Origin of the sequence: Streptomyces sp. NPDC057428 (genome assembly GCF_042803195.1) — a bacterium.
GTDB lineage: Bacteria > Actinomycetota > Actinomycetes > Streptomycetales > Streptomycetaceae > Streptomyces.
In genome coordinates, this window is sequence record NZ_JBHVCT010000016.1 from 69,002 (window position 1) to 94,800 (window position 25,799).

22 protein-coding genes are annotated in these 25,799 nt (G+C 70.2%); 8 read left to right on the forward strand and 14 right to left on the reverse strand.

Features of this window, described 5'->3' with window-relative positions; translation table 11 throughout:
* Positions 1–6: 6 nt before the first annotated feature.
* Positions 7–867, reverse strand: a complete 861-nt coding sequence (locus ACFU5K_RS09345; RefSeq protein WP_384058527.1) for an oxygenase MpaB family protein — start codon at positions 865–867, stop codon at positions 7–9.
* A gap of 415 nt (positions 868–1,282) precedes the next feature.
* On the opposite strand from ACFU5K_RS09345, the gene ACFU5K_RS09350 reads away from it, so the two are divergent.
* The gene (locus ACFU5K_RS09350) at positions 1,283–2,023 is read left to right on the forward strand and encodes a MerR family transcriptional regulator (protein ID WP_384058528.1); all 741 of its coding nucleotides are present in this window, start codon (positions 1,283–1,285) and stop codon (positions 2,021–2,023) included.
* A gap of 21 nt (positions 2,024–2,044) precedes the next feature.
* Here the strand turns inward: ACFU5K_RS09350 and ACFU5K_RS09355 are convergent, their stop codons facing one another.
* From ACFU5K_RS09355 to ACFU5K_RS09370, 4 genes are all read right to left on the reverse strand, one after another.
* Positions 2,045–4,216: a 3-hydroxyacyl-CoA dehydrogenase NAD-binding domain-containing protein gene (locus ACFU5K_RS09355; protein WP_384058530.1), complete on the reverse strand. Its 2,172-nt coding sequence runs from the start codon at positions 4,214–4,216 to the stop codon at positions 2,045–2,047.
* 31 nt (positions 4,217–4,247) lie between these two features.
* Positions 4,248–5,462 carry an acetyl-CoA C-acetyltransferase gene (locus ACFU5K_RS09360; protein ID WP_384058533.1) on the reverse strand — a complete coding sequence of 405 codons (1,215 nt, stop codon included), beginning with the start codon at positions 5,460–5,462 and terminating at the stop codon, positions 4,248–4,250.
* A gap of 89 nt (positions 5,463–5,551) precedes the next feature.
* A complete protein-coding gene (locus ACFU5K_RS09365; protein ID WP_384058535.1) occupies positions 5,552–6,694 on the reverse strand; it encodes an acyl-CoA dehydrogenase family protein in 1,143 nt (380 codons plus the stop codon).
* Positions 6,695–6,898: 204 nt separating this feature from the next.
* Entirely contained in the window at positions 6,899–8,050 is a 1,152-nt protein-coding gene (locus tag ACFU5K_RS09370) for a CaiB/BaiF CoA transferase family protein (protein ID WP_384058536.1), read from the reverse strand.
* Between the two features lie 209 nt (positions 8,051–8,259).
* Here ACFU5K_RS09370 and ACFU5K_RS09375 point away from each other — a divergent pair, with 209 nt between their 5' ends.
* Positions 8,260–9,450 (forward strand): saccharopine dehydrogenase family protein, encoded by a 1,191-nt coding sequence (locus ACFU5K_RS09375; protein WP_384058538.1) that lies wholly within the window; start codon positions 8,260–8,262, stop codon positions 9,448–9,450.
* A 28-nt stretch (positions 9,451–9,478) separates the two neighbouring features.
* Here ACFU5K_RS09375 and mmpA read toward each other — a convergent pair whose 3' ends face one another.
* The 3 genes from mmpA to ACFU5K_RS09390 form a co-directional block, all read right to left on the reverse strand.
* Entirely contained in the window at positions 9,479–9,625 is a 147-nt protein-coding gene (gene mmpA, locus ACFU5K_RS09380; RefSeq protein WP_384058539.1) for a morphogenic membrane protein MmpA, read from the reverse strand.
* A gap of 104 nt (positions 9,626–9,729) precedes the next feature.
* Complete coding sequence (locus tag ACFU5K_RS09385; RefSeq protein WP_384058541.1) at positions 9,730–10,407, reverse strand: endonuclease V; 678 nt, start codon at positions 10,405–10,407, stop codon at positions 9,730–9,732.
* A 93-nt stretch (positions 10,408–10,500) separates the two neighbouring features.
* Positions 10,501–11,601, reverse strand: coding sequence for a WD40/YVTN/BNR-like repeat-containing protein (locus ACFU5K_RS09390; protein ID WP_384058543.1), 1,101 nt, complete (start codon positions 11,599–11,601; stop codon positions 10,501–10,503).
* A gap of 186 nt (positions 11,602–11,787) precedes the next feature.
* On the opposite strand from ACFU5K_RS09390, the gene ACFU5K_RS09395 reads away from it, so the two are divergent.
* From ACFU5K_RS09395 to ACFU5K_RS09405, 3 genes are all read left to right on the forward strand, one after another.
* Positions 11,788–12,204 (forward strand): SsgA family sporulation/cell division regulator, encoded by a 417-nt coding sequence (locus ACFU5K_RS09395; protein WP_384058545.1) that lies wholly within the window; start codon positions 11,788–11,790, stop codon positions 12,202–12,204.
* Positions 12,205–12,700: 496 nt separating this feature from the next.
* Positions 12,701–13,675 carry an acyl-ACP desaturase gene (locus ACFU5K_RS09400; RefSeq protein WP_384058548.1) on the forward strand — a complete coding sequence of 325 codons (975 nt, stop codon included), beginning with the start codon at positions 12,701–12,703 and terminating at the stop codon, positions 13,673–13,675.
* A gap of 159 nt (positions 13,676–13,834) precedes the next feature.
* The gene (locus ACFU5K_RS09405) at positions 13,835–14,713 is read left to right on the forward strand and encodes a chitosanase (protein ID WP_384058572.1); all 879 of its coding nucleotides are present in this window, start codon (positions 13,835–13,837) and stop codon (positions 14,711–14,713) included.
* 74 nt (positions 14,714–14,787) lie between these two features.
* On the opposite strand, the gene ACFU5K_RS09410 is transcribed toward ACFU5K_RS09405, so the two are convergent.
* From ACFU5K_RS09410 to ACFU5K_RS09420, 3 genes are all read right to left on the reverse strand, one after another.
* Positions 14,788–15,042, reverse strand: a complete 255-nt coding sequence (locus tag ACFU5K_RS09410; RefSeq protein WP_384058549.1) for a WhiB family transcriptional regulator — start codon at positions 15,040–15,042, stop codon at positions 14,788–14,790.
* Positions 15,043–15,120: 78 nt separating this feature from the next.
* Positions 15,121–15,912 (reverse strand): VOC family protein, encoded by a 792-nt coding sequence (locus ACFU5K_RS09415; RefSeq protein ID WP_384058551.1) that lies wholly within the window; start codon positions 15,910–15,912, stop codon positions 15,121–15,123.
* A 223-nt stretch (positions 15,913–16,135) separates the two neighbouring features.
* Positions 16,136–17,125 (reverse strand): multicopper oxidase domain-containing protein, encoded by a 990-nt coding sequence (locus tag ACFU5K_RS09420; RefSeq protein WP_384058553.1) that lies wholly within the window; start codon positions 17,123–17,125, stop codon positions 16,136–16,138.
* Between the two features lie 231 nt (positions 17,126–17,356).
* Between ACFU5K_RS09420 and ACFU5K_RS09425 the strand changes: the two genes are divergently transcribed.
* Positions 17,357–19,852, forward strand: a complete 2,496-nt coding sequence (locus tag ACFU5K_RS09425) for a ThuA domain-containing protein (RefSeq protein ID WP_384058555.1) — start codon at positions 17,357–17,359, stop codon at positions 19,850–19,852.
* On the forward strand, positions 19,849–22,083 hold the full coding sequence (locus tag ACFU5K_RS09430) for an OmpL47-type beta-barrel domain-containing protein (protein ID WP_384058557.1): 2,235 nt from the start codon (positions 19,849–19,851) through the stop codon (positions 22,081–22,083). The genes ACFU5K_RS09425 and ACFU5K_RS09430 overlap by 4 nt, the downstream gene beginning before the upstream one ends.
* 1 nt (position 22,084) lies before the next feature.
* On the opposite strand, the gene ACFU5K_RS09435 is transcribed toward ACFU5K_RS09430, so the two are convergent.
* Together ACFU5K_RS09435 and ligD are read right to left on the reverse strand one after the other, a co-directional pair.
* Positions 22,085–23,167, reverse strand: coding sequence for an ABC transporter permease (locus ACFU5K_RS09435; RefSeq protein WP_384058559.1), 1,083 nt, complete (start codon positions 23,165–23,167; stop codon positions 22,085–22,087).
* A complete protein-coding gene (ligD, locus tag ACFU5K_RS09440) occupies positions 23,164–24,174 on the reverse strand; it encodes a non-homologous end-joining DNA ligase (RefSeq protein WP_384058573.1) in 1,011 nt (336 codons plus the stop codon). The genes ACFU5K_RS09435 and ligD overlap by 4 nt, the downstream gene beginning before the upstream one ends.
* A gap of 94 nt (positions 24,175–24,268) precedes the next feature.
* On the opposite strand from ligD, the gene ACFU5K_RS09445 reads away from it, so the two are divergent.
* Positions 24,269–25,330, forward strand: coding sequence for an ATP-dependent DNA ligase (locus tag ACFU5K_RS09445; RefSeq protein WP_384058561.1), 1,062 nt, complete (start codon positions 24,269–24,271; stop codon positions 25,328–25,330).
* 211 nt (positions 25,331–25,541) lie between these two features.
* On the opposite strand, the gene ACFU5K_RS09450 is transcribed toward ACFU5K_RS09445, so the two are convergent.
* The coding region (locus ACFU5K_RS09450) for a transposase (protein WP_384058563.1) at positions 25,542–25,799 on the reverse strand (258 nt) is incomplete at its 5' end.

The following is a 25,799-nucleotide window of genomic DNA, read 5'->3' on the forward strand; positions in this document are numbered from 1 at the left end:
GCCTCCCTACCCCCTGCGCCGTGCCCGCCACGCGGCACGGGCGGAGCGGGCCCGCGGCAGGTAGCGCAGCCGCTCCGGCAGGAGCGGCACGATCGCCCGGACCACCGCTCCGAACCGTCGCAGCCGCCGCTCCTGCCGGGGTGTCCAGTCCAGCCCGATGGCCTCGCGGGCGTCCGGCGGCATCAGTCCGACGGTGAGGAAGCGGCGGAACCTGGCCAGGGGCGGCAGAATGAGCGGCCACGCGGCTCGCAGGACCAGCCGCAGCGCGAGCGGCCCCCGGTCGGGCGGCGGTACGGGGGCGTCGGTGGCGACCAGCTCCCGTACGACGGCGGTGGCCTCCACCTCATTGGCCAGCATGGTCCGGTAGTAGGGCCAGAAATCCTCGATCGTCGGGGGCATGTCCTGGTCCCGGAGCCCCAGGACGCGGCCGACCTGGAGCCACTCGCGGTACAGGGCGCGCTCCTGCGACTGCGTGAACGGGCGGACCAGGTAGCGCGAGGCGTGCTGGTAGACGGGGAACCCCGTGGCGTGGACCCATGCGTAGTTCGCCGGTGTCAGCGCGTGGTACCGGCGGCCCCGGGTGTCGGTGCCCTGAATGGTGCGGTGCAGCCTTCTGAGCCTGCGCCCCTCCTCCGCTGCCGCCTCTCCCCCGTACACCCAGAGCTGGAGCGAGCGGAGGGACCGCTCGCCCCGCCCCCACGGGTCGGTGCGGAATACGGAGTGCTCGTCGACTCCGGCGCCGACGGCTGGGCGGGCGACCTGGAGGGTGAGGGCCGCGGGCAGCATGAGCAGGCCCCGGACGTCGCCGGCGAGGCTCCACAGGACTCCGCCGGGAGGCGGCGGGACGGGGTCTCCTTCGCTGTCCATGCGGGTGCTCCCAAGGGTCGGCGGGGGCGCGGACCGGTACACGGCCCGCGTGTGTTCCAGTATGCGATCCCGGTGCGCCCGCGAGCAGGAGGGAACCGGGGGCGGGGGCCACTCGGCACCTGGACGCGTGCGTCCGGCACCTCTTGTGCGCATTGGTGCCAGCAGTGTGGACGCTCCCGATGGCGCCCGTCACTTTTCTTCCGCGGAAGCCGAGTTGTCTCACTTCCGCGTACAGCCCAACACCTGTGACGTGGATCGTGCCCGGGGACCTCGCCGTACGGGGTTGGCGCGTGCCACTTTCACAACAGTGGTGAGCCAGTAATACTGTTGAACCTGAGTACGCACAGGCGTGCCGCATGCCGGAGGGACCCTGCCGGACCTCCGCAGGCAGGTGCACCGGCCACGAGGAGCAGACATGGCGACCGGAACCGCGGAGCCGACGCTGACCGTCGACGAACTGGCGGCGCGCGCTGGGGTGACGGTGCGTACGGTGCGCTTCTACAGCACCCGGGGTCTGCTGCCGCCGCCGGTCATCGGCCCCCGGCGCGTCGGTCACTACGGCCACGAACACCTCTCCCGGCTGGCGCTCATCGAGGAACTCCAGCACCAGGGCATGACACTGTCCGCCATCGAGCGCTACCTCCAGCAGCTCCCGGACGACCTGAGCGCGCAGGACCTCGCGATCCACCGCGCACTGGTGGCGTCATGGGCTCCGGACGCCGCGGAGGACATGGCACGGGCGGAGCTGGAGCGGCGCGCGGGCCGGACGCTCAGCGCGCAGGACGTGGACCGGCTGGCGGCCATGGGGGTGCTGGAGCACCCCGAGAAGCCCGGGGGGCCGCTCAGGGTGGACCTGGGCCTGCTGCGGCTCGGGGTGGAACTCCTGGACGTGCCCATCGCCCACGGGACGATCCTGGCCGCGCGCACGGTGCTGCTGGAACACACCAGGTCGGCCGCCCACGAGCTGACGCGGCTGTTCCGGGACGAGGTGTGGAACCCCTACCGGGAGCGGGAGGCGGACCCGGAGCACGTGAAGGCGATGAAGTCCCTCTCGGCCCACATGCAGCCGATGGTGCTGCAGGCGCTGCTGACTGCTTTCCAGCGGTCGCTGAAGGAGGAGCTGCGGGCCGCGTTCACCGCGAGTGAGCAGGGGTGAACACGGCCCGCCGCGGCTGCGTCAGTCGTGGAACGTCTCGCCCTTGCCCGCCTTCTCCAGCAGGAGTTCCGAGGGCCGGAAGCGGTCGCCGTAGCGCTCGGCCAGTTGCTGAGCGCGCGCCACGAATCCGGGCAGTCCGCCCTCGTACCCGTTGATGTACTGGAGCACGCCGCCCGTCCACGCCGGGAAGCCGATGCCCATGATGGAGCCGATGTTGGCGTCGGCGACGGTCGTCAGGACGTTCTCCTCCAGGCAGCGGACGCTGTCCAGCGCCTCGGCGAAGAGCATCCGCTCCTTCATGTCCTCGAACGGGATCTCCACGTCCCGGCGGGTGAAGTGCTCGCGCAGCCCCGGCCACAGGGCGCCCCGGCCACCGTCCTCGCCGTACTCGTAGAAGCCCGCTCCCCCGCTGCGGCCGGTCCGTCCGAACTCGTCGACCATCCGGTCGATGACCTCGTCGGCGGGGTGCGCGGCCCAGGTGCCGCCCGCCTCCTCGACGGCGCGTCGGGTCTCGTTGCGGATCTTGCGGGGCAGCGTGAGCGTCAGCTCGTCCATGAGGGAGAGCACCTTGGCGGGGTAGCCGGATTGTGCCGCCGCCTGTTCGACCGACGCGGGCTCGACGCCCTCGCCGACCATCGCGACCCCCTCGTTGATGAAGTGGCCGATGACGCGGGAGGTGAAGAAGCCGCGCGAGTCGTTCACGACGATCGGGGTCTTCTTGATCCGGCGCACCAGGTCGAAGGCCCGGGCCAGGGCTTCGTCGCCGGTCTGCTCGCCCTTGATGATCTCGACGAGCGGCATCTTGTCCACCGGCGAGAAGAAGTGCAGCCCGATGAAGTCCACCGGTCGCTCCACACCTTCGGCGAGGACGGTGATGGGCAGCGTCGAGGTGTTGGAACAGAGCAGCGCGTCGGGCTCGACGATTCCCTGGATCTCCTCGAACACCTTGTGCTTGAGCGCGGTGTCCTCGAAGACGGCCTCGATCACGGCGTCGCAGCCCGCGAGGTCCGCCGGGTCACCGGTCGGGGTGATGCGGGCCAGCAGCTCGTCGCGCTGCGCCTCGGTGGTGCGGCCGCGGGACAGCGCCTTGGCCAGGAGCTTCTCGCTGTACGCCTTGCCCTTCGCGGCGGCCTCGGTGGACACGTCCTTGAGGACCACGTCGATACCGGCGCGCGCGCAGGAGTAGGCGATGCCCGCGCCCATCATGCCGGCGCCGAGGACGGCCACCTTGCGGACCGGCCGCTCGGGGACGCCGGCGGGGCGGCTGGCACCGGAGTTGACGGCCTGGAGGTCGAAGAAGAACGCCTGGATCATGTTCTTGGCGACCTGGCCGGTGACCAGCTCGGTGAAGTAGCGCGCCTCGATGACCTGCGCGGTCTCGAAGTCGACCTGCGCGCCCTCCACGGCCGCGGCCATGATGTTGCGGGGCGCGGGCATGGGCGCGCCGGCCAGCTGCTTCTTCAGGTTGGCGGGGAAAGCGGGCAGGTTGGCGGCGAACTTCGGGTTCGACGGGGTACCGCCGGGAATCCGGTAGCCCTTGACGTCCCAGGGCTGCTGCGACTCCGGGTTGGCGTCGATGAAGGCACGGGCCTTGTCGAGCATCTCCTCACGGGTGGCGGCCACCTCGTGGATCAGGCCGTTCTCCAGGGCCCGAGCCGGCGTGTACTGGGTGCCCTGGAGGAGGACCTTCAGCAGCGCGTCCGCGATGCCCATCAGCCGCACGGTGCGGGTGACACCGCCGCCCGCGGGCAGCAGGCCTAGAGTGACCTCGGGCAGGCCGATCCGGGACCCCGCGGAGTCCAGGGCGACGCGGTGGTGGGCGGCCAGCGCGATCTCGTAACCGCCGCCGAGCGCTGCGCCGTTGATCGCGGCGACGACCGGCTTGCCGAGGGTCTCGATGCGTCGCAGCGACTTCTTGATCGCGCTGCCGGCGTCGAAGGCGGCCTGGGCGTTGTCCGGGCCGATCCGGACCATGTCCTTGAGGTCGCCGCCGGCGAAGAAGGTCTTCTTGGCGGAGGTGTAGATGATGCCCCTGATGGAGTCCTTCTCCGCCTCCGCGCGGTCGGCGACGGCCGCGATGGAGTCCCTGAACGCCTGGTTCATCGTGTTGGCGGACTGGGCGGGGTCGTCGAGTACGAGGGTGACGACGCCGGTCTCGTCCTGTTCCCAGCGAATGGTCGTGCTCTCGTTCATTTGCTTGTCTTCTCCGTAGGAAGGGGAACGGTCAGAGACGCTCGACGACGGTGGCGACGCCCATGCCGCCTCCGACGCAGAGGGTGGCGAGGCCGTAGCGCTTGTCCTGGCGCTCCAGTTCGTCGATGAGCGTGCCGAGGATCATCGCGCCGGTCGCGCCGAGCGGGTGGCCGAGTGCGATGGCGCCACCGTTGACGTTGACCTTGTCGAGGGAGAGGCCCATGTCCCGCACAAAGCGCAGGACGACACCGGCGAACGCCTCGTTGATCTCGACGAGGTCGATGTCGTCGATGGTGAGCCCGGCCTTGGCCAGCGCCTTGCGGGTCGCGGGGGCCGGTCCTGTGAGCATGATGGTCGGCTCGGAGCCGGAGACGGCGGCGGAGACGATCCGGGCACGCGGGGTGAGTCCGTAGCGCTCGCCGGTCTCCTTCGACCCGATGGCGACGAGGGCAGCCCCGTCGACGATCCCGGAGGAGTTGCCCGCGTGGTGCACGTGGTCGATCTTCTCGACCCAGTGGTACTTCTGCAGGGCCACGGCGTCGAAGCCGCCCATCTCGCCGATCGCCGCGAAGGAGGGCTTGAGGCCCGCGAGCGAGTCCGCCGTGGTGCCGGGGCGCATGTGCTCGTCGTGGTCGAGGACGAGGAGTCCGTTGCGGTCCCTCACGGGGACGACGGAGCGGGCGAAGCGCTCCTCCTTCCACGCGACGGCGGCGCGCTCCTGCGACAGGGCGGCGTACTCGTCGACGTCGCGGCGGGAGAAGCCCTCGATGGTGGCGATGAGGTCGGCGCCGATCCCCTGGGGGGCGAAGCCTGTCTCGAAGCTGGTCATCGGGTCCATGGCCCAGGCGCCGCCGTCCGATCCCATCGGCACGCGGGACATCGACTCGACGCCGCCGGCGAGCACGAGGTCCTCCCACCCCGAACGGACCTTGGCGGCTGCGAGGTTGACCGCTTCCAGACCTGAGGCGCAGAAGCGGTTCTCCTGTACGCCCGCCACGGAGTCCGGCAGTCCGGCGGCGATCGCTGCGATACGGGCGATGTCGGAGCCCTGGTCGCCGAGCGGGCTGACGACGCCGAGGACGATGTCGTCGATGGCCGCCGGGTCCAGGCCGGGGAAACGTCCCCGGATCTCGTGGATGAGGCCGACGACGAGATCGATCGGCTTGGTGCCGTGCAGGGCGCCATTGGCCTTACCGCGGCCGCGCGGGGTGCGGATCGCGTCGTAGACGAATGCTTCGGTACTCAAGGCAGCTGCCTTTCGGGGTCGGTGCTGGGCGGGTAGGTCTCTCGTCCGGATCATGCGAGCCCTGCGTGATCCGGACGAGAGGCCCCGGGTCAGGTGAGCAGGGAGCGGCCGATGATCTCCTTCATGATCTCGGTCGTCCCGCCGTAGATGGTCTGGATGCGGCCGTCGATGAAGGCCTTCGCGACCCGGTACTCCGTCATGTAGCCGTAGCCGCCGTGGAGCTGGAGGCACCGGTCGGCCACGCGCTTCTGCAGTTCGGTGGCCCACCACTTGGCCATCGACGCGTGCACGGCGTCGAGCGTCCCCTCGGAGTGGTCGACGATGCAGCGGTCGAGGAAGGCCCGGGTGACGGCGCACTCGGTGGCCATCTCGGCGATCTCGAACCGGATGTGCTGGAGCTTGGAGAGCGGACGTCCAAAGGCCTCGCGCTCCTTGACGTAGTCGGTGGTGATCTCCAGGAGGTGTTCGGCGGCGGCGATGCCGGCGACCGCTATGCCCATGCGTTCCTGGGCAAGGTTGGTCATGAGGTGCAGGAACGCGCCGTCGCGTTCGCCGAGGAGGTTGTCCTTGGGCAGGCGTACGTCGTTGAAGAACAGCTCGGCGGTGTCCTGCGACTTCTGGCCGATCTTGTCGAGGTTGCGGCCTCGCTCGAAGCCCTCGGCTCCGCGTTCGACGACGAGCAGCGAGAGGCCTTTCGCGCCGCCCTCGGGTGTCGTCCTGGCCACGACGACGACGAGGTCGGCGAGGATGCCGTTGGAGATGAAGGTCTTCGAGCCGTTGAGGAGCCAGTGGTCGCCCTTGTCCTCCGCCGAGGTACGGATGCCCTGGAGGTCGGAGCCCGCGCCCGGCTCGGTCATGGCGATGGCGGTGATGGTCTCGCCGCTGCAGAAACCGGGCAGCCACCGCCGCTTCTGCTCCTCGGTGGCGAGGCCGGTGAGGTAGGGACCGATGATGTCGTTGTGCAGTCCGAGTGCGAGGCCGGAGACCCCGGCCCGGGTGAACTCCTCGGCGAGCACGGCGCTGTAGCGGAAGTCCGCGTTGCCGCCACCGCCGTACTCCTCGGGGACGGCGAGGCCGAGGAGTCCCTGGCGGCCTGCCGCCAGCCAGGCCTCGCGCGAGACGATCCCGTCCCGCTCCCACTGCTCGTAGTGCGGGAGGACCTCCTTGGACAGGAAGGTGCGGACAGTCCCGCGGAACGCGTCGTGCTCTTCGGTGAAGATCTGCCGCTGCACTTCAAGCCCCCTGGAGCCAGTTCTTGACGGTAGAGATCAGGCGCGCCGGAGGAGATCCGGCGGATGTGACGTCGAGCGTGGTGCCCCCGGTCCCGGGCGGTGTGCCGACGCGGTCGCAGACGTGGCCGGCCGGCCCGCCCGGCGTCAGGGGTGCGCCGAAACCGGATTGCGGTTGGACGTCGATGGACTTCGCCCGGAGTTCCATCAGCCCGCCGCCTCCTTCCCGCAGGTCCGCAGACCCGGCAGGTCCCAGTCCGCTGCGACATCCTCGGTGTCCGCCCCGGGCAGTGCGGGTCCGCTGCGCACGGAGACGGGCGTCGCGGAGAACCGGGGTGCGGGGGCGGGCTGGGTGAGGCCGCCGTGCTCCACAAAGGTGGAACGGTCGGCGAGGTGGGGGTGGCCCGGCGCCTCGCGGAGCGAGAGCACGGGGGCCACACAGGCGTCCGTGCCCTCGAAGCTCTTGGTCCACTCGGCGCGGGTACGCGTGGCGAACCGGTCGGCGACGAGTGTGCGCAGCGCCTCCCACTGTCCGGGGTCGTTGCGGTCGGGTGCCTCGTCGCCGAGTTCCAGGAGCGTGGCGAACTCGTCGTAGAAGCGGGGCTCCAGGGGGCCGACCGCCATGTACTGGCCGTCGGAGGTCTCGTAGCAGCCGTAGAAGGGGCAGCCGCCGTCGAGGAGGTTGCCGCCGCGCCGGTCCTGCCAGCTGCCGGCGGCCAGCATGCCGTGGATCATCGTGGCGAGGTGGGCAGCGCCGTCGACGATCGCCGCGTCGACGACCTGCCCCGTCCCCCCGGGCGTACGGGCGTGCTGGAGGGCGGCGAGCACGCCGACGACGAGGTAGAGCGAGCCGCCCGCGTAGTCGCCGACGAGATTGGCCGGCACGGTCGGCGGCTCACCGGACCTGCCGATCATGGACAGGGTTCCGGTGAGGGCGATGTAGGCGATGTCGTGCCCTGCCCGGTCGGCCAGCGGCCCGTCCTGGCCCCAGCCGGTCATCCGCCCGTAGACGAGCCGCGGGTTGCGGGCCAGACAGTCGTCGGGCCCCACCCCCAGGCGTTCGGCGACGCCCGGCCGGTAGCCCTCGATCAGCACGTCGGCGCGCTCGACAAGGTCGAGCACTTGGCGGGACCCGCCCTCGGTCTTGAGGTCGACCAGGACCGACCGCTTGTTGCGGTTGGTGAGGTCGAAGGCCGGATCGATGCCGAGACCCGGACCGCCCGGGCGGTCGACCCGCACCACGTCGGCGCCGAGGTCGGCGAGGAGCATCGCGGCGAACGGACCCGGGCCGATGCCCGCCAGTTCGACGACGCGCAACCCGCTCAGCGGGCCCCGCGACCCGTGCACTGTCGTTGCCATCAAGCCCCCTCGCGGTATGACATAACTGATGTAACATCGATGATGCTAAGAACCGGCCGCGCTCCGCACAACCCTTTCGGCCGAGCAAGCGCTTAGTTCCTTCTCACCGGGATCCTCTCGCACCGAGGCCCTCCCGGCCGTACGGCGCCACGAACGCCTCGGCTACCCTCTGCCTGCATCATCGGCGCCCGGCCCCTGCGGAGGCACTCATGAACAGGCAGAACGGGGCAGAACGCCCTTATGACGTGGTCCTTTTCGGAGCTACCGGCTTCGTCGGGGCACTCACCGCCGAATACCTCGCCGCCCACGCACCGGACGGTTGCCGCTGGGCCCTGGCGGGTCGCAGCCGCGGCAAGCTGGAACAGCTGCGCGACCGCCTCGCCGCGGACCGTCCGCACCTCGCGGATCTCCCCCTGCTGACCGCGGACGCCGACGACGGAGAGGCGCTGCGGGAACTCGCCGGCTCCGCGCACGTGGTGGCGTCGACGGTCGGTCCGTACGTCTGGTACGGCGAAAAACTGGTCGCCGCCTGCGCGGACGCGGGCACGGACTACGCCGATCTCACCGGGGAGGCCGAGTTCGTCGACCGGATGTATCTGGAGCACGACGCCCGGGCCCGCGAGACGGGCGCCCGTCTCGTGCACGCCTGCGGCTTCGACTCCGTACCCCACGACCTCGGCGCTTACTTCACGGTCCTGCAGCTTCCCGAGGGCGTGCCCCTGACCGTCGACGGTTACGTGCGCACCGACGCGGTCTTCTCGGGCGGTACGTTCTCCTCGGCGCTCACCGCGATGGGGCGCGGCCGGCAGATGCTGCGCGCCGCGAAGGAACGCAGGCTGCACGAGCCGCGGATGGCCGGCCGCCGGGTCCGCGCGCCACAGGGTTCACCGCACTTCAGCCCGGAGACGGGTACCTGGGCACTCCCGCTGCCCACCCTCGACCCGCGCGTCGTGGAGCGCTCGGCACGGGCGCTGGAGCGCTACGGTCCCGACTTCCGCTACCGGCACTTCGCCTCGGTCAGGCGCCTGCCGATGGCGCTCGGAGGCACCGCGGCCGTGGGTCTGCTGCTCGGGGCCGCCCAGATACCGGCTGCGCGGAACTGGCTGTCCGCACGGGTCGAGCCGGGCACGGGCCCGGACGAGCGGCGCAGGCGGCGGAGCTGGTTCACGGTCCGCTTCGTCGGCGAGGGCGGCGGACGGCGGGTCTTCACCGAGGTGTCGGGCGGCGACCCGGGCTACGGCGAGACTGCGAAGATGCTGGCCGAGTCGGCGCTCTCGCTCGCCCTGGACGACCTGCCTGCGACGTCGGGTCAGGTCACGACGGCCATGGCGATGGGTGATGCCCTGCTGGAGCGGCTGAAGGCCGCGGGGCTGCGCTTCCGGATCGCTGCGGTGCGCTGACCGCCGACGACCGGGCGTGACTCCGGGGTCAGCTCATCCAGGACGCCAGCGTGACGACCATGGACACGGTCCAGGCGGCTCCTGCGAGGACGCCCAGGGTCATGCCCACGGCGATGCCGCGCTGGGAGAGACGTACGGTTCCGGTGCTCATCTGCGGTGCGTGGTTGTCGATCATGTGCACCAGTCTGCCCCTGATGTTCGACGAGGAACATCCGTACATGTACTCAGTTGGCAACAGATCCGCCGGGCCTCTGCCCTGGGATCCCGCCGGAGCCGGCGTCAGCCGACCGCCTCCCGGAGTGCGGAGCGGCACAGCGCGTCGGCCCGGCGGGTGGTTTCCGGCTGCCGGAAGTCCCTGGCCAGTGCCAGCGTGTGGGCACACGCGCCGGCCAGATCGGTGCGGTGCCCGACGGAGACGAACACGGGCTTCGTGCGGTTCTGGGTGCGCAACGCTCTGCCCACCTCCTCGTCCCCGTCCAGGAGCGGAGTGGAGTCACCCCGCAGGGGCCCGGGTTCCTCGTAGCGGAAGGTGAAGGGGTTCTTGGCCACTCCGATGACCGGCAGGCCGGTGAGGACGCCGAGGTGGCTGGCGAGGCCGAACCTGCGCGGGTGGGCTCTCCCGTACCCGTCACAGACGACGAGCCCGGGGTCCACCGGCAGGGACTCCAGAGCGGCCAGTACGGCCGGGAGTTCCCGGAAGGCGAGGAGCCCCGGGACGTACGGAAACGTCACGCGGCCCTCGGCGGTCGACTCGGCGACCACCTCCAGGGTCGCCGCGTCCAGGACCACTGCCGCAGCGACCACGAGGTCGCGCCCGTCGTCGTAGGCCACGTCGACCCCGGTGACCCGGCCGGTCCCGGGCGGCGGCCCCTGCTCGTCCAGTACGACACCGGGGCGCAACGCGTCCTGCACGGCGCGGGCTTCGGCCTCGTCAGCGGGCATCCGGAATGTCGTCATGACGGGTCAGTCTAGGCAGCGGAGACCCGGCCGATCAGGTGCGTGGACGACCGGCACCGTACCGGTCGAGAGCGTCTGCGCGCGCCCCGCTCCTCACCGCCCCGGGTTCCGCCCGAGCCGTGCGACGCGCCCCTTCTCGCCCGAGGCCCAGCAGCCGCCGTCCGCAGCGCAGTCCACGGTGTCGTACGAGCCGGTGTCCACGGTCCGCCAGGTGCGCCCGCCGTCGCGGGTGACATCGGTACCGGTGGGTCCGACGGCCAGCGCCGACCCGCGGCTGTGCGGCAGCCACGCGACGCCCGAGCGGTAGGCCGACGGCGGGGTGGTCGCGCGCTCCCAGCTCCGCCCGGCGTTCCCGGTGACGGCCGCCGCGTCCGGCGACGCCTGGTCAGCCCGGTAGTCGCCCCCGACGGCGATGCCGTGGGCCCGGTCACGGAAGGCGACACCGAACACGCCGCGCGCGGGGTCCCCCGCAGGGATGCCGGAACGTGCTTCGGTCCAGGTCAGCCCGCGGTCCCCCGAGTGCAGGATCCGGGCGCTGGCCGCGCCCCCCGTGGCCAGCCAGACATCCTTGGCGCCCGCGCTGACGAGACACTGGCCGCTCGCCGCGAAGCCGGCTTCGCCGGGCTGCGCAGCCGGCATCCCGGCAGCGGGCAGTACGCGCCAACTGCGGCCGCCGTCCGAGGTGGACAGGATGCGGAACTTTCCGTCCACCGGGTCACTCATCGCGAGCCCGTGACGGCTGTCGAAAAACGTCAGACAGTCGTAGAAGGCCCTGGAGTCGGCGTTGCGGAAGGACTCCGTCCAGGTCCTCCCCCCGTCGCCCGTACGGAAGACCCGGGACGCCTCGCCCTCACCGATGGCCAGAGCCACCGCCCTGCGCCGGTCGAAGGCCTCGATGTCACGGAACTCCAGACCGTCCGCGCCGGCCGGCGACACGTCACGCCAGTGCCCACCCCCGTCCTCGGTGCGCAGCACCGTGCCCCCGGACCCCGCGACCCAGGCCGCGTGCCGGTCCACGGCGGACAGGCCGCGGAAACGCACGTCCGTCCCGGTGGCGGTGAGTTCCCACGCGGGCGTCTGGTGACGGTGCCTCACCTCCCCGGCCTGCGCCGACGGCACGGCGAACGCGGCGGCCACCGCCGCCCCGCAGAGTCCCAGTGCCAACAGCAGTCTCGTCTTCCGCATGGCCCTCATGGCGCTGGAAGCTAACCCACCCCGCTGCGGGCGTCCAGGGTGCGCCGCTCGAAACGGGGCAGTCGACCGGAGGGAGACAGCCGGGCGGTGACGCAGCTCACGCCGCCCGGCAGTGCACGGACGGAGGAGTTCCGTCGTCTACTCCCATGGCGGGAGCCGTTCGTCCGAGACGAGAGGGAGCAGGTCTTGTCCAGCGTTATCGAGCAGTCCGTGCAGGCCCGCATGGTCGCATCCGCACCGCGGATGGAAACCCTGCCGGCGACTCTGCACTACGACCGCGGGGACCCCTTCGCCGTCCGCATGGCGTTTCCGGCACCGGCGACCCTCGAAGGCACCGAGGTGTCCTGGGAGTTCTCGCGAGAACTGCTGGCCACCGGGATGGACACCCCCGCGGGGGTCGGCGACGTCAGGGTCCGTCCGTTCGGATACGACCGCACGGTGCTGGAGTTCCACGCCGTCGAGGGCATCGCGATGGTGCACGTGCGCACCTCCGAACTCCGCCACTTCCTCAAGCGCGCGCAGGAACTCGTACCGGTGGGCGACGAGTACCGGTTCCTCGATCTCGACGGCGACCTGACGGACCTGCTCGGCGGAGCCTGCTGAGGGCCGTTGTTGTCGCCGCACCGGAGAAGTGCGTTGCTCCACACCCGAGGTTCCCGTACGCCGTGCCGCGCACCGACACGCGCGTGCCCTGTGCGGCCTCTGAGACACCTGCGCCCGCACCCACCACCCAGGAGACCCTGGACACGCTCGACGACACGCCGACTCTGGTGCGCGACGTGGCGCCTGGCGCGCCGCGCGTGACGGACAAACGGCGTCCTCACCAGACCGGCACATCTCCTGTTCAAAGGGGGCGCGCGGACCAGTCGGCGGGAGCGTCTGGACGAGGACGGACCGCGCGAGATCGCCCGGGGCGGTTGCCGGACGGGGAGCCCGAGAGAACCGACTTGTCGCCACAACAGGCCCTTGACCTGCACTGATAACCGTACGTGAGCGAACACTGCGAGGATCGGGCTTGGCTCCGGCCTTACCGCCGCCTTAACCTACGGTCACGTAACCTACGAAGCCGTAGGTAATCCTCCCGTCCCCAGGAGCTCCCGTGACGATCACCTCTCCCCACCTCGGCAGTTCGAAGGCGTGGACAGACGCCCAGCTGCTGTACGCGCTGGAGGAGGTGGTGGAGAAGGAACTCAACCGCCATCTCAAGGTCGCGAAGGCGTGGATGCCCCACGAGTACGTACCGTTCTCCGACGGCCGGAACTTCCCCGGCGTCTTCGAGGACGGCGAGGCGTGGGAGTCCAGCCAGTCCAAGGTCACCGACATCGGGCGGATCGCCCTCGTCGTGAACCTGCTGACCGAGGACAACCTTCCCAGCTACCACCACGAGATCGCCTCCCTCTTCGGGCGTGACGGCGCCTGGGGCACCTGGGTGCACCGCTGGACCGCGGAGGAGGGCAGGCACGGCATCGTGATGCGCGACTACCTGCTCACCTCCCGCGCCGTGGACCCGGACAAGCTGGAGGAGTTCCGCATGACGCACATGGCGGAGGGCTTCGAGTCCGACAACCGCCACTCCATGCTGCACTCCGTGGCGTACGTCGCCTTCCAGGAGCTCGCGACCCGCGTCTCGCACCGCAACACCGGCCACCAGTCGGGCGACCCCGTCTGCGACCGGATGCTGGCGCGCATCGCGACCGACGAGAACCTGCACATGGTCTTCTACCGCAACCTGCTGGCCGCGGCGTTCGAGCTCGCGCCGGACCTCACGATGGAGGCAGTGCGGGACGTGGTCGTCAACTTCCGCATGCCCGGCCACGGGATGCCCGGATTCGAGCGGGCCGCCGCGCAGATGGCGATCGGCGAGATCTACAACATGCGCATCCACCACGACGACGTGATCCAGCCCGTGCTGCGCTACCTGAAGGTGCTCGACATCGACGGCCTCGGTCCGGAGGGCCTGAAGGCGCAGGAGGAGATCGGCCTCTACATGAGCGGCCTGGACAGCGAGGCCTCGAAGTTCGACGAGAAACTGGCCGCGCGCAAGGCCCGCCTGGCGGCCCGCGCCCAGGCCTGACACCGGCCCGACCCGACACATTCCGGGCCGGCCGCCCTCCGGCCCGGGATCCGCTCCCCGAACCGCGGCGAGATGCGGCGTGCGCTCCTGCGTGCGCCGCCTCTCCGGTTGAGCCGCCCCCACGGCTTCACGGAACGTATTCTCGTCCGGGTGAAACCTGTGACCCGCCTTGTTCTTATCGGCGCGCCGATAGCCATCGTTGCTTCGATCCTCCTCAACAGTGGTGACTCCGAGCCACCCGCCGTGGTCCAGCAGGCCGCCGGAGCCACGGGCGGGAACACGGAAACGCCCGGAGTGGACGAGAGCGCGGAGCGGATCGCATCACTGCCGCCCGGCCTCGCCGCTCCCTCGATGAAGGAGACCGCGTCCCGGCTGGTGGCCAGCGCCGAAGCGTCCACCCTGGACTGGCGCAGCCAGTACGGGGCGATCGAGGACATCGGCGACGGCACCGGCTACACGGCGGGGATCATCGGATTCTGTTCCGGGACGAACGACATGCTGCAGCTGGTCGAGTCCTACACCGAGGGCCACCCGGACAATCCGCTCGCGCGGTTCCTCCCCGCCCTGCGCGAGGTGGACGGAACCGACTCCCACGAGGGTCTGGACCCCGGCTTCACCGACGCGTGGCGTGCGGCCGCCGACGACCCGGCGTTCCGGAAGGCGCAGGACCGCACGCGCGACAAGCTGTACTTCGAGCCCGCGGTCAGGCTGGCGAAGCTGGACGGCCTCGGCACCCTGGGCCAGTTCGTCTACTACGACGCGATGGTGCTGCACGGGCCCGGCGTCGAGGCCGACGGCTTCTACGGCATCCGCGACGCCGCGATGGCGTCCGCGGACACGGCCGCGGAGGGCGGCGACGAGAAGACCTACCTGAACGCCTTCCTCGACGAAAGCAGATCGGCGATCAAGGCGCGGAAGGTGCAGCGCGACACGAGCCGGATCGACACGGCGCAGCGGGTGTTCCTGCGCGAGGGAAACCTGGGCCTGGAGAAGCCGCTGGTGTGGCGGGTGTACGGCGAGACCTTCCGCATGGGCTGACGACTCCACCCGCTCCGGAGGACAGCACCGGATGGGCGGTGCCCGCCTCACGACCCCTGGTCCCGCCCAGCCGGTCAGCTCGCCTCGCGGCGGCCTCTGCGCATCCGCTCCCGTTCCTTCTCGGAGAGCCCGCCCCAGACGCCGAAACGCTCGTCGTGGGCGAGTGCGTACTCCAGGCAGGCCGTACGGCCCTCGCAGGCGTTGCACAGCTGCTTGGCCTCCCGGGTGGAGCTTCCGGGTGCGGGGAAGAAGAACTCGGGCCCGGCCTGGGCGCACAGCGCCGTCTCCTGCCAGGAGAGCTCTTCGGTTGTCGTGGTGTTGATCGTCATGAGGGACACGGTGCCCTGTCGCGATAAACAGGTGATCAACGATTACTCGACGTGCACGCTGACGAGTTCGTGCACGGGTCAGGGCATCGGTGCGGGCTTGATGATCGCGAACGCCGCGCCCGCCGGGTCGGCGAGGGTCGCGATCCGGCCGACCTGTGGCACATCGGTGGCGTCCGTGGTCACCGTGCCGCCCAGGCGATCCGCGTCGGCGGCCGTCGCGTCGGCGTCCTCGACCGCGAAGTACGGCAGCCAGTGCGGTCCGGCCGCTGCCCGGGCCTTCGCCTGGTCGAGGGGCACGAGCCCGCCGAACGACGACGTGTCGTCTTCGGTGCCGGCGGGGCGGATCATGGTGTACGAGCCGCCGGGATACTGCATCGCCCCGGTCTGCCAGCCGAAGACCGTGTGGAAGAACGCGGCCGCCGCCGGCACGTCGGGGGTGTACAGCTCGGACCAGATCAGCGCGCCCGGCTCCATGATCATGCCGAGGCCGGTGTTCGTGCCTGGCTGCCAGACTCCGAAGTAGGCGCCCGCACTGTCGGTGAAGCCGCCCATGCGCCCGTAGTCCAGCACGTCCATCGGAGCGAACGCCGCGGTGCCGCCCGCCTGCTCGACCGTCCGAGCCGTGGCGTCGGCGTCGGGGGTCTGGAAGTAGACGGACCACGCGGGCTTGCCCTGCTCCTTGGACACGGTCATGACGCCTGCGACCGTCCTGCCCCTCAGCTGGTACATCCCGTACCCGCCGGTCTCGGGGCCGCCGGGCACCAGGTCCCAGCCGAAGAGGCCCTTGTAGAAGGCCGTGGCCTCGTCGATGTCGGGGGTGCCCAGGTCGATCCAGTTGGGGGCGCCGGTCTCGAAGGACGGGTCGAGCATGGTGTGCTCCTCGGGCGTGTCACGTGTGACCGCGCGCCGCGTGGCACGGGCCTTCCCACACTCATCGAGTCTTGCACCGGGCGCTGACAACCGCAGCCCCGCCGCGCCCGCCCGCGCCCCGGAGGGTGCGGGCGGGCTCCCGTCGGGGTCCGAGTCCGCCGGTGCGTCCACGGGCCGCCGTCAGGCCCCTGCCGACGGGAGGGCGGCGGCACTGCGGCGGTCCTCAGTGCTCGTGCGCCTCGGCGGCTCCGGCGGCGTGGTGCGGCGGGTCGTATCCGGGGACCGTGCCGTCGGCCTTGGCGACCAGCAGCAGCCCGGCCATCCCCATGTCGGAGTGGCTCTGGACGTGGCAGTGGTACATCCAGGCGCCCGCCCCCACGTGTTCACCGGCGATGACCTGGAAGCCGAACGACTCGGCGGGTCCGCAGATCTTCGTGTCGACGACCCGGCTGGGGTCGTCCGGGCCGGTGAGCAGGCCCGTCCTGTTGTCGGCCCAGCGGTGCCCGTGGATGTGGAACGTATGGTAGTACTCACCGTGCGTGATCATCACGACCTCGACCCGGTCGCCCACCGTCGCCTCGAAGTTCGGGGCCTCGTGGGCCGCCTTGTTGTTGATCGTCATGTCGTTGAAGACGATGGTGATCGTCTTGTCCGGCAGGACGTCGCCCTTGCGGCGCACGACGAGCGGCCCGTACAGACCCTTGCGGATGCCCCCGGTGCCGTGGTCCGTGCCGACGACGTGGTCGTGGTAGTGCCAGTAGCCCGCGCTCCCCGCCTGCCAGGTGCCGTCCTTGCGGCGGCCGGGGGCGTGCGTGCGCCAGGTGTAGGTGCGCGTGCCGCCGGGTTCGACGTGGCTCCGGTTCATGCGGGTGCCGTCACTGGCGATGTCGTAGTCCACGCCGTGGACGTGGAGACTGGCGTCGACGTCCGTGGTGTTCTCGAATTCGATGTGCAGCGTGTCGCCCTCGACGATCTCGATGAGTGGGCCTGGGACCGACGCCTTGCCCTTCTCGAAGCCGTAGCCCATCGACCCGTCCGCCAACTTCTCGGCGAACAGCTTGAGATGGCGTACGACTCCTCCGGCGGGCGCGGTCTTCGCCGGGTTCTCCGCCGAGGTGGCCTGGACCGCTCCCAGTGACATCGATGTCACCCCGGTCGCCGCCGCAACGCCGCCGCCCACCAGCATCCGGCGGTTGAAGGTCCTTCGGTCCATGTCTAACTCCCCACTGAGATAAGGAAACTGACGCACTGCACCCCTTGGACGGCCACACGGTAGCTGGGGGGCCCTCGTTTATCCACACTCAGGACAAAGTTCGTTCGAATGCTGCCGTACCTATTGGCGAGCCGCGAAAAGAGGTCTAGCTTCGTGCGCTGTCGCAGTGACCGCAGAGGTGCGGTGACGAAGAAGTGACCGGAGAAGCGACCAAGAGGGGTGGGTGACCACATGCAGCGCACACCACATCGCAGGTCCAGATCGCGCCGCGGGATCGCGGCGGCCGTGGGGATCGGGGCCCTGACCGCGTCCCTGCTGGGCGGGAACGCCACCGCGAGCCCGTATCCCGATCCGGGGCTCAAGGAACGGATGGCGACAACGTTGTCCCTTCCCTCGCCGCCGGGCGGGGCCAACGTCAAGGTGCTGGTGTTCCACGCCTCGGCCGGCGACGAGTCGCCGACCGTCGACGCGGGGATCGCGGCCATCGAGAAGATCGGGCTCAGCGGTCCGGAAGCCGGGCGTTTCAAGACCGTGGCCACCGACGACGCCGGGGTCTTCACCAACGGCAAGCAGCTCGGCAAGTACAACGCCGTCGTCTTCCTGACGGGCGGCGGTGACGTCCTCGACCCGGAGCAGGAAGCGGGTCTGGAGGCGTACATGGAGGCCGGTGGCGGCTTCCTCGGCATCCACGACGCGGCGCGCACCGAGCCGTACTCCGACTGGTTCACCGGCCTCGTCGGCGCCCGTCCCGCGGCGGACAGCCCCACGGCCGTCCAGCGCGCGACCGTGGAGATCGGCGACCGGCAGCACCCGGCGACGAAGAACCTCCCGCTGGAGTGGAAGCGTCCGGACACCTGGCTGAACTGGAAGACCAACCCGTCCGGCGCCGTGCACACCGTGGCCCGGGTCCGCGAGCTCACCTACACCCCGGGCAAGAGCGCCAACGGCTGGGACCACCCGGTCTCCTGGTGCCGCGACTACGACGGCGGCCGGTCGTTCTACACCGCCATGGGCGGTACGGCGGCGAGCTTCGCGGAGACCGATTTCCGGGACCACCTGCGCGGCGCGCTGGCCTGGACGAGCCGCACCTCGCAGGCCGACTGCAAGGCCACGATCGACTCCAACTACACGGCCGAGCGCCTCACCCAGCCCAACCAGCCCGGCACGAACGACCAGATCGGTGAGCCCCACGGCCTGGTGACGGCGAAGGACGGGCGGGTCTTCTACATCGGGCGCGGCGGCGCGGACAGCAGCGTGCCCGTGGTCACCGACTGGAACAACCCGGACGTCGGCAAGGGCTGGGGCGAGATCCACGTCTACGACCCGGCGACCAAGAAGGTCACCCTCGCCGGCCGGCTGAGCATCTTCGGCAACAAGGGCGGCGGCGACGAACTGGTCAAGGTTGAGGAGGGCCTGCTCGGCATCGAGCTGGATCCGGACTTCGCCACCAACGGCTGGGTGTACCTGCACTACACCCCGCACGCGAAGATCGACCGTGACAAGCAGATGGCGGTGCGCCAGGTCTCGCGCTTCACCTTCGACCACGCCACGAACAAGCTCGACCTGGCGTCCGAGAAGGTGCTGCTGTCCTGGCCGGTCCAGATCCACAGCTGCTGCCACGCGGGCGGCGGCATGGCCTGGGACTCCAAGGAGAACCTCTACATCGCCACCGGGGACAACAACTCCTCCGGCTTCAGCGACGGTTACTCGGGCAACAACCCGCAGCCGAACTACAAGGGCGTGTCCTTCGCCGACGCCCGCCGCACCGCGGGCAACACCAACAACCTCAACGGCAAGATCCTGCGCATCCACCCGGAGGACGACGGCACGTACACCCTGCCGCAGGGCAATCTGTTCACGGGCAAGGAGCCCGACGAGGGCGGCGGCAAGACCCGCGGCGAGATCTACGTGATGGGCGTGCGCAACCCGGCACGCATCTCCATCGACAAGTCGACGGACACCCTGTACGCGGGCTGGGTCGGCCCCGACGCCGGCGCTCCCAGCACCACCTGGGGTCCGGCGAAGTACGACACGTTCGCCGCGATCACCAAGGCCGGCAACCACGGCTGGCCGTACTGCATGGGCAACAAGCAGCCCTACCGGGACCGCAACCTGCCCGACCCGTCCAAGCCGCTCGGCTGGTACGACTGCGACGCTCCGAGGAACGAGTCGCCGAACAACGACGGTCTGGTCAAGCTCCCGCCGATCACGTCGAACACCATCTGGTACTCGCCCCAGGGCGGCGGCGTCGACTACCCGCGTGACGCCAACGGCATCCCGAGCTACAAGGTCGAGGACCAGAAGCAGCTCCTTCCCTGGCTCAAGGGCGGCGGCCAGGCCACGATGAACGGTCCCGTGTACCGCTACGACGCGGCGAGCACCAGCGAGGCCAAGTGGCCCTCGTACTGGGACGGGAAGTGGTTCGTCGGTGACTTCTACGACGACACCCAGCCCCGCCACGCCGTGCTGACCGACCCGAAGACCGTCGGCAAGGGCGGGCTGCCCACGCACGCCGAGTCCCTCAAGAAGATCATCCCGGTCGGCGCGACCGGTATCCGCAACCTGATGGACTGGAAGTTCGCCCCGGACGGTTCGCTCTACGTCCTGGACTACGGCCGCGGGTTCTTCACCTCCGACTCCAAGTCCGCGCTGTGGCGCGTGACCTACAAGGGCGGCGGTCCGACCCCGGCCGCCGCAGACCTGGCCAGGAAGGCGGCAGCGCAGTGAGACGACCCACGCTCCTCGCCCGACAGCGGTACGGGCCCGCACACTGGTGGCTCGCCCTGTTCGGCTCGTTCCTGATGGTCCTCGGGCTGGCTTCGACAGCGGCGTACGGACGGGAGGACGACCGGGCTGCGGCCGCGGCCGACCAGATCCTGACCTGGACCGCTGGCGACCCCATCGACCACTATCTGTCGGCGCCCAAGACCGCGGTGGCCGGCGCCGCGACACTCGTCTTCGAGAACAGCGCGGCCACCGGCAACACCACGGGCATGCCGCACACGCTGACCTTCAGCGTCTCGGACGTGGAGTTCAACAACGACGTCACGGTCAACATCCTGGCCAACCCCAGTGACGCCGAGGGCGGCAAGCACAGCGTCGAGGTGACCCTCACCCCCGGACGGTACTTCTACCACTGCACGATGCCGGGCCACGGGTCGATGCAGGGCATCCTGACGGTGACCGAGGGGAGCGGCGAGGACACGACCGCTCCCGAGACCTCCGCGACCGTGGCCGGTGACAAGAACTCCGACGGCGCGTACATCGGCCAGGCGACGGTCACCGTCGCGGCCACCGACGCGGGTTCCGGCGTCGACACCGTCGAGTACGCGGTCGGGGCCGACGGGGCCTGGCAGCCGTACACCACGCCCGTCGTGGTGAACGAGGTGGGGACCCACAAGATCCGCTACCGCGCCACCGACAAGGCGGGCAACGCCGCCGCAGAGAAGTCCGTCGACTTCGCGGTGGCCGCGCCCCCGACGGACGACAAGACGCCGCCGGAGACCTCGGCGACCGTCTCGGGCGAGAAGGACGCCGCCGGCGCCTACCTCGGCATGGCCACGGTCACCGTGACCGCGTCCGACACCGGTTCGGGCGTCAACACCATCGAGTACGCCATCGGGGCCGACGGAGCCTGGCAGGCGTACACCGCTCCCGTCATGGTGCACGAGGTGGGCTCGCACACCGTCCGCTACCGCGCCACCGACAAGTCCGGCAACGTGGCGGCCGAGAAGTCCGTCGACTTCGCGGTCGTGGAGCCGCCGTCGCAGGACAAGACGGCGCCGGTGACCTCCGTGGCGGTGACGGGCGACAAGAACTCGGACGGCGCGTTCATCACCAGTGCCAAGGCCACGGTCACCGCGACGGACGCGGACTCGGGTGTGGACAAGATCGAGTACTCCCTCGACGGCGGGCCCTACCTGGCCTACACCTCCCCCGTCATCGTGGACCGTGTCGGCTACCACACCTTCGCCCACCGGGCGACGGACAAGGCCGGCAACACCTCCGCGGCGAAGCAGTCCTCGTTCACCATCGCCGAGAGCGGCGGAGTGCCGCCGCCCAACTGCCCGGAGTACGACGAGCGGCTCACCGTCATCGTCGGGACGGTCGACTCGGGAGTCCCCAACCGGCTCACGGGCAACCGCTGCACGATCAACGAGCTGATCGAGGACGAGAAGGACTGGTCGTCGCACGCACTGTTCCTCAAGCACGTCGACAAGGTCCTGGACAGGCTGCTCACCGACGGGGTCATCGACACCCGTGAGCACAAGAAGATCTACAAGGCGGCCAAGCAGTCCGGCATCGGCAAGCCGGGCCAGGACGAGGGCTACACCAAGCTCTTCGACGGCACGGCCGCGTCCCTCGCGAAGTGGGAGCAGGTCGGCGGCGGGAAGTTCGGGCTGAACACCGAGGACGGCTCGATCACCAGCTCCACCACCGTCGACGGCATGGGGATGCTGTGGTTCCCGTCCCGCCAGTTCGGGGACTTCTCGCTGAAGCTCCAGTGGCGGGACGACGCCCCGGACGCCGGCAACGCCAACGGCGGGGTCTTCGTCCGCTTCCCGAACGTCCACGACCACCCGGAGGAGTCCCGTCCGGAGTGGGTCGCCATCAAGTACGGCCATGAGGTCCAGATCAACGACCGGCCCGACGGCGACATGTACAAGACCGGGTCCCTCTACGGATTCGACCGGGTGGGTCTCGGCGGCGCCGGGGTCACGCCCAAGGGCACCTGGAACGACTACGAGATCCGGGTGGTGGACCAGCACTACTCGGTCTACCGCAACGGTGTCCTGCTGAACGAGTTCGACAACACCGGCGGACAGCTGTTCGAGCCGCCGCGGGGCGACGACCCGGGGACCGACGGCCGGCGGTACGCCTCCGGCTATGTCGGACTCCAGGTCCACAGCACCACGGACGTGATCTCCTACCGCGACATCCGCATCAAGGAGTTGTAGGTCACAGACGCGGACGGGAGGCCGTGGCGGCATGCTCGGGCATGCGGCCACGGCCTCCCGGATGCCGGTGGCGCCACACCCAGAAGACCGTGCAGGAGACCACCGCCCAGATCGTCAGCACGAAGTAGGGGAATACGTACTGGTGGCCCTGGTAGTAGACAGCCGTGTGCTGCGCGTTGACCGAGGCGCCGGGTGGCAGCCAGCGGCCGATGTGCCCGAGGGCCGAGGGCAGCAGCGGCCAGGACACCGCTCCGCCTGACGACGGGTTGCCGAGCAGCACCATGACACCCCAGGTCGGGATGATCGCCCAGCGCCCCATGAGGGTGTTGAACATCGTGAAGACCATGCCCGACGTGAACATGGTGAAGGCGAGGATCGCCCACGACTGCACGAAGGGCAGATCGAGGGCCTCGAGCCCCCAGTCCACGATCGCGGCGATCGCGAATCCGCCGAGCAGCGAGTAGCTCACGGTGAACAGGATGCGTTCCAGCGGGTTGAGGGCGCGCGCGTGCACGCTGAGCTGGATGGCTCCGAGGAAGCCGATGATGACGGCGGCGATCGAGATGTAGAAGAGGGCGAGGCCCCGCGGGTCGCCCTTCTGGAGGGGCATGACGTCCTGCACCTTGAGCGGGACGCCGGTGGTGCGCGCCACCTTCGCCCCTGTCTGCTCCAGCAGTTGGGCCACGGTCGAGCCCGAGGCGCCGGCGACCTGCATGAACACCCCCTGCCCGGCGGTCCTGAAGATCACGAAGACCTTCTGGTCGTCGAGCGCGTCCCGGGCCTGCGTGGCGTCCGGGTACCGGCGGACATCCAGCGAGGCGTCGAGCGCGTCCTCCATCCCCGCGATGAACTCCTTCGTGTGCGGTGCCCGGGCATTGTCGACGACGGCGGCCGGAATCTCGCGCGGAGTCGGGTTCGCGAGCGCGTAGGTGTAGGAGGCTGCGAAGAGTCCGGCCGAGGCGGAGATGATGAGAGCCACGACCATGGCGGGGAAGTACGGCGACTTCTTGTACGCCTCCCACTTCTCCCGCCGGGTCAGTGGCCTGCCGTGCGCCCCGTGATGGCCGGCCTCTCCGGACGTCATGCGGGGTTCCCGTCGTCGTGGCGGGCGCGGCTGGGCTGCACGCGTTTCGGCTCGCCCGGCATCTTCGGGTACTCGGGCGGATAGGGCAGGTCGCCGAGTTCGTGGTCGTGTTCGTCCCGCCGCGCGAGTTCCAGCAACTGATCGAGGCGGAAGGCGTGGTCGTCCATGTCGGCGTGCAGATCTCCCACCTCGGCGAAGCGCGCGGGCATGGACCGGAGGTCGAAGTCGCGGGGTTCGGCGTCGTCGACCTCCTCCCAGCGCAGCGGTGCGGAGACCGGAGCGTGCGGGAAGGGGCGCACGGAGTAGGCGGAGGCGATGGTGCGGTCACGGGCCGTCTGGTTGTAGTCGACGAAGATCCGCTCGCCCCGTTCCTCCTTCCACCAGGCGGTGGTCACCCGGTCCGGCATCCTGCGCTCCAGCTCACGCCCGACGGCGATGGCCGAACGCCTCACCTGGGTGAACGTCCACTCGGGGACGATCGGCACGAAGACGTGGATGCCGCGCCCGCCGGAGGTCTTGGGCCAGCCGCGCAGGCCGTGGTCGTCCAGGACCGAGCGCAGTTCGTGGGCGGCCCTCACCGCATCGGCGTAGTCGGTGCCGGGCTGCGGGTCGAGGTCGATGCGGAGCTCGTCGGGGTGGTCGGTGTCGGCCCTGCGCACAGGCCAGGGGTGAAAGGTCAGGGTGCCGAGGTTGACCGCCCAAAGGACGGCGCCGAGCTCGGTGGGGCACATCTCGTCGGCGTGCCGGCCGCTGGGGAACTCGATCCGGGCGGTGGGGGTCCAGTCGGGGAGGTTCCTGGGCGCGCGCTTCTGGTAGAAGAAGTCGCCCTCGACCCCGTCGACGAACCGCTGGAGCGTGGTCGGCCGCTCCCGCAGCGCGCGCAGGATGCCGGGTCCCACGGCCAGGAAGTAGTCGGCCACGTCCTTCTTGGTATAGCCCTTGTCCGGGAAGTACACCTTGTCCGGGTTGGACAGCCGTACGGTCCGGCCGTCCACATCCAGTTCCAAAGCTGCTCCTGCACCCATGCCGAACACCGTAGGCGGCACGCACATATGCCGCATATCGGAAGACGCACCCGGTACGGCGGGTGAGAATCGGGCCATGGACCTGCCGGTGATGCCTCCTGTGAAGCCGATGCTCGCCAAGTCCGTGTCCGCGATCCCCCCGGGGATGCAGTACGAGGCGAAGTGGGACGGCTTCCGCGCGATCGTGCACCGGGACGGTGACGAGGTGGTGATCGGCAGCCGGACGGGAAAGCCGCTCACCCGCTATTTCCCCGAGGTGGTCGCCGCCGTGCGGGAGAACCTGCCGGCCCGCTGCGTGATCGACGGCGAGATCGTCCTGCCGTACGAGGGACGGCTGGACTTCGACCGGCTGAGCGAACGCATCCACCCGGCCGACTCCCGGGTGCGGCTGCTCGCCGCGGAGACGCCGGCCGCCCTCGTCGCCTTCGACATCCTCGCGCTGGACGACACGTCGCTGCTCCCCGCTCCGCAGACCGAGCGCCGCGCGGTCCTGGAGAGGGCGTTGGCCGGGGCCTCCGCGCCGGTCCACCTCGCCCCGTCGACCACGGACCAGACGCTCGCGCAGGACTGGTTCGAGCGCTACGAGGGCGCCGGGCTCGACGGAGTGGTCGCCAAGCCGCTCGATCTGCCGTACAGACCGGACACCCGCGCCATGTACAAGATCAAGCATGAGCGGACCGCCGACTGCGTGGTGGCGGGCTACCGCTTCCACAAGAGCGGCCCGGTGGTGGGATCGCTCCTGCTCGGCCTGTACGACGCCCAAGGCGCGCTGCAGCACGTCGGGGTGTGCGCGGCCTTCACGATGAAGCGGCGCGCCGAACTCCTGGAGGAACTGGACCCGCTGCGCATCGACCCCGCCGCGCACCCCTGGTCGGCGTGGGCGGACGCGACGGCCCACGAGGGGTCGCGGCTGCCGGGCGCGCCCAGCCGCTGGTCCGGCAAGAAGGACCTGTCCTGGGTGGCGTTGAGCCCGGAGCGCGTCTGCGAGGTGGCGTACGACCACATGGAGGGCGACCGCTTCCGCCACACCACGCAGTTCCGGCGGTGGCGGCCGGACCGCACCGCCACCGACTGCACATACGGGCAGCTGGAGGAAGTGGTGCGGTACGACCTGTCCGAGGTGCTCCGGCCGAGCTGATCCAGCGGGCGGAGGTGGGCGAGGTTGGAGGGGCTCGGTGAGCCCGTGGGCTGCGGGCCGACGATGCGCGTGCGGGCCGTCTTGAGCTGGCTGACCCCGCCGCCGTTCAGGAGCATCGAAAGGTAAGCATTCAGCGTGACCGCGTTGCGTGACGGTTTCGGGCATGGGGTGACGGCCGGTGACCGGTGGTCAACGGCTGGGGTGTGGGCGGTCAGATGAGGGCTGCTGCTGGGGGTAGCCAGGTGGTGCCGGTGAAGGCATCGCGGAGCACGGTCAGCGGGTTGACCGCGTGTTTGACTGCGGTGGAGAGCGCGCCGCGGATCAGGTAGCGGTCGGCCGTGCTGGCCAGGTCGGTGAGCCGGCCGGAGATCTTCTCTTGGATCTTGGATGGTCGCAGGTCGCGTTCGGCCTGGTTGGATGTGGGTGGGATGCGCAGGTCGGTGGTGAAGCGCACGAAGTCCGCCTCGCG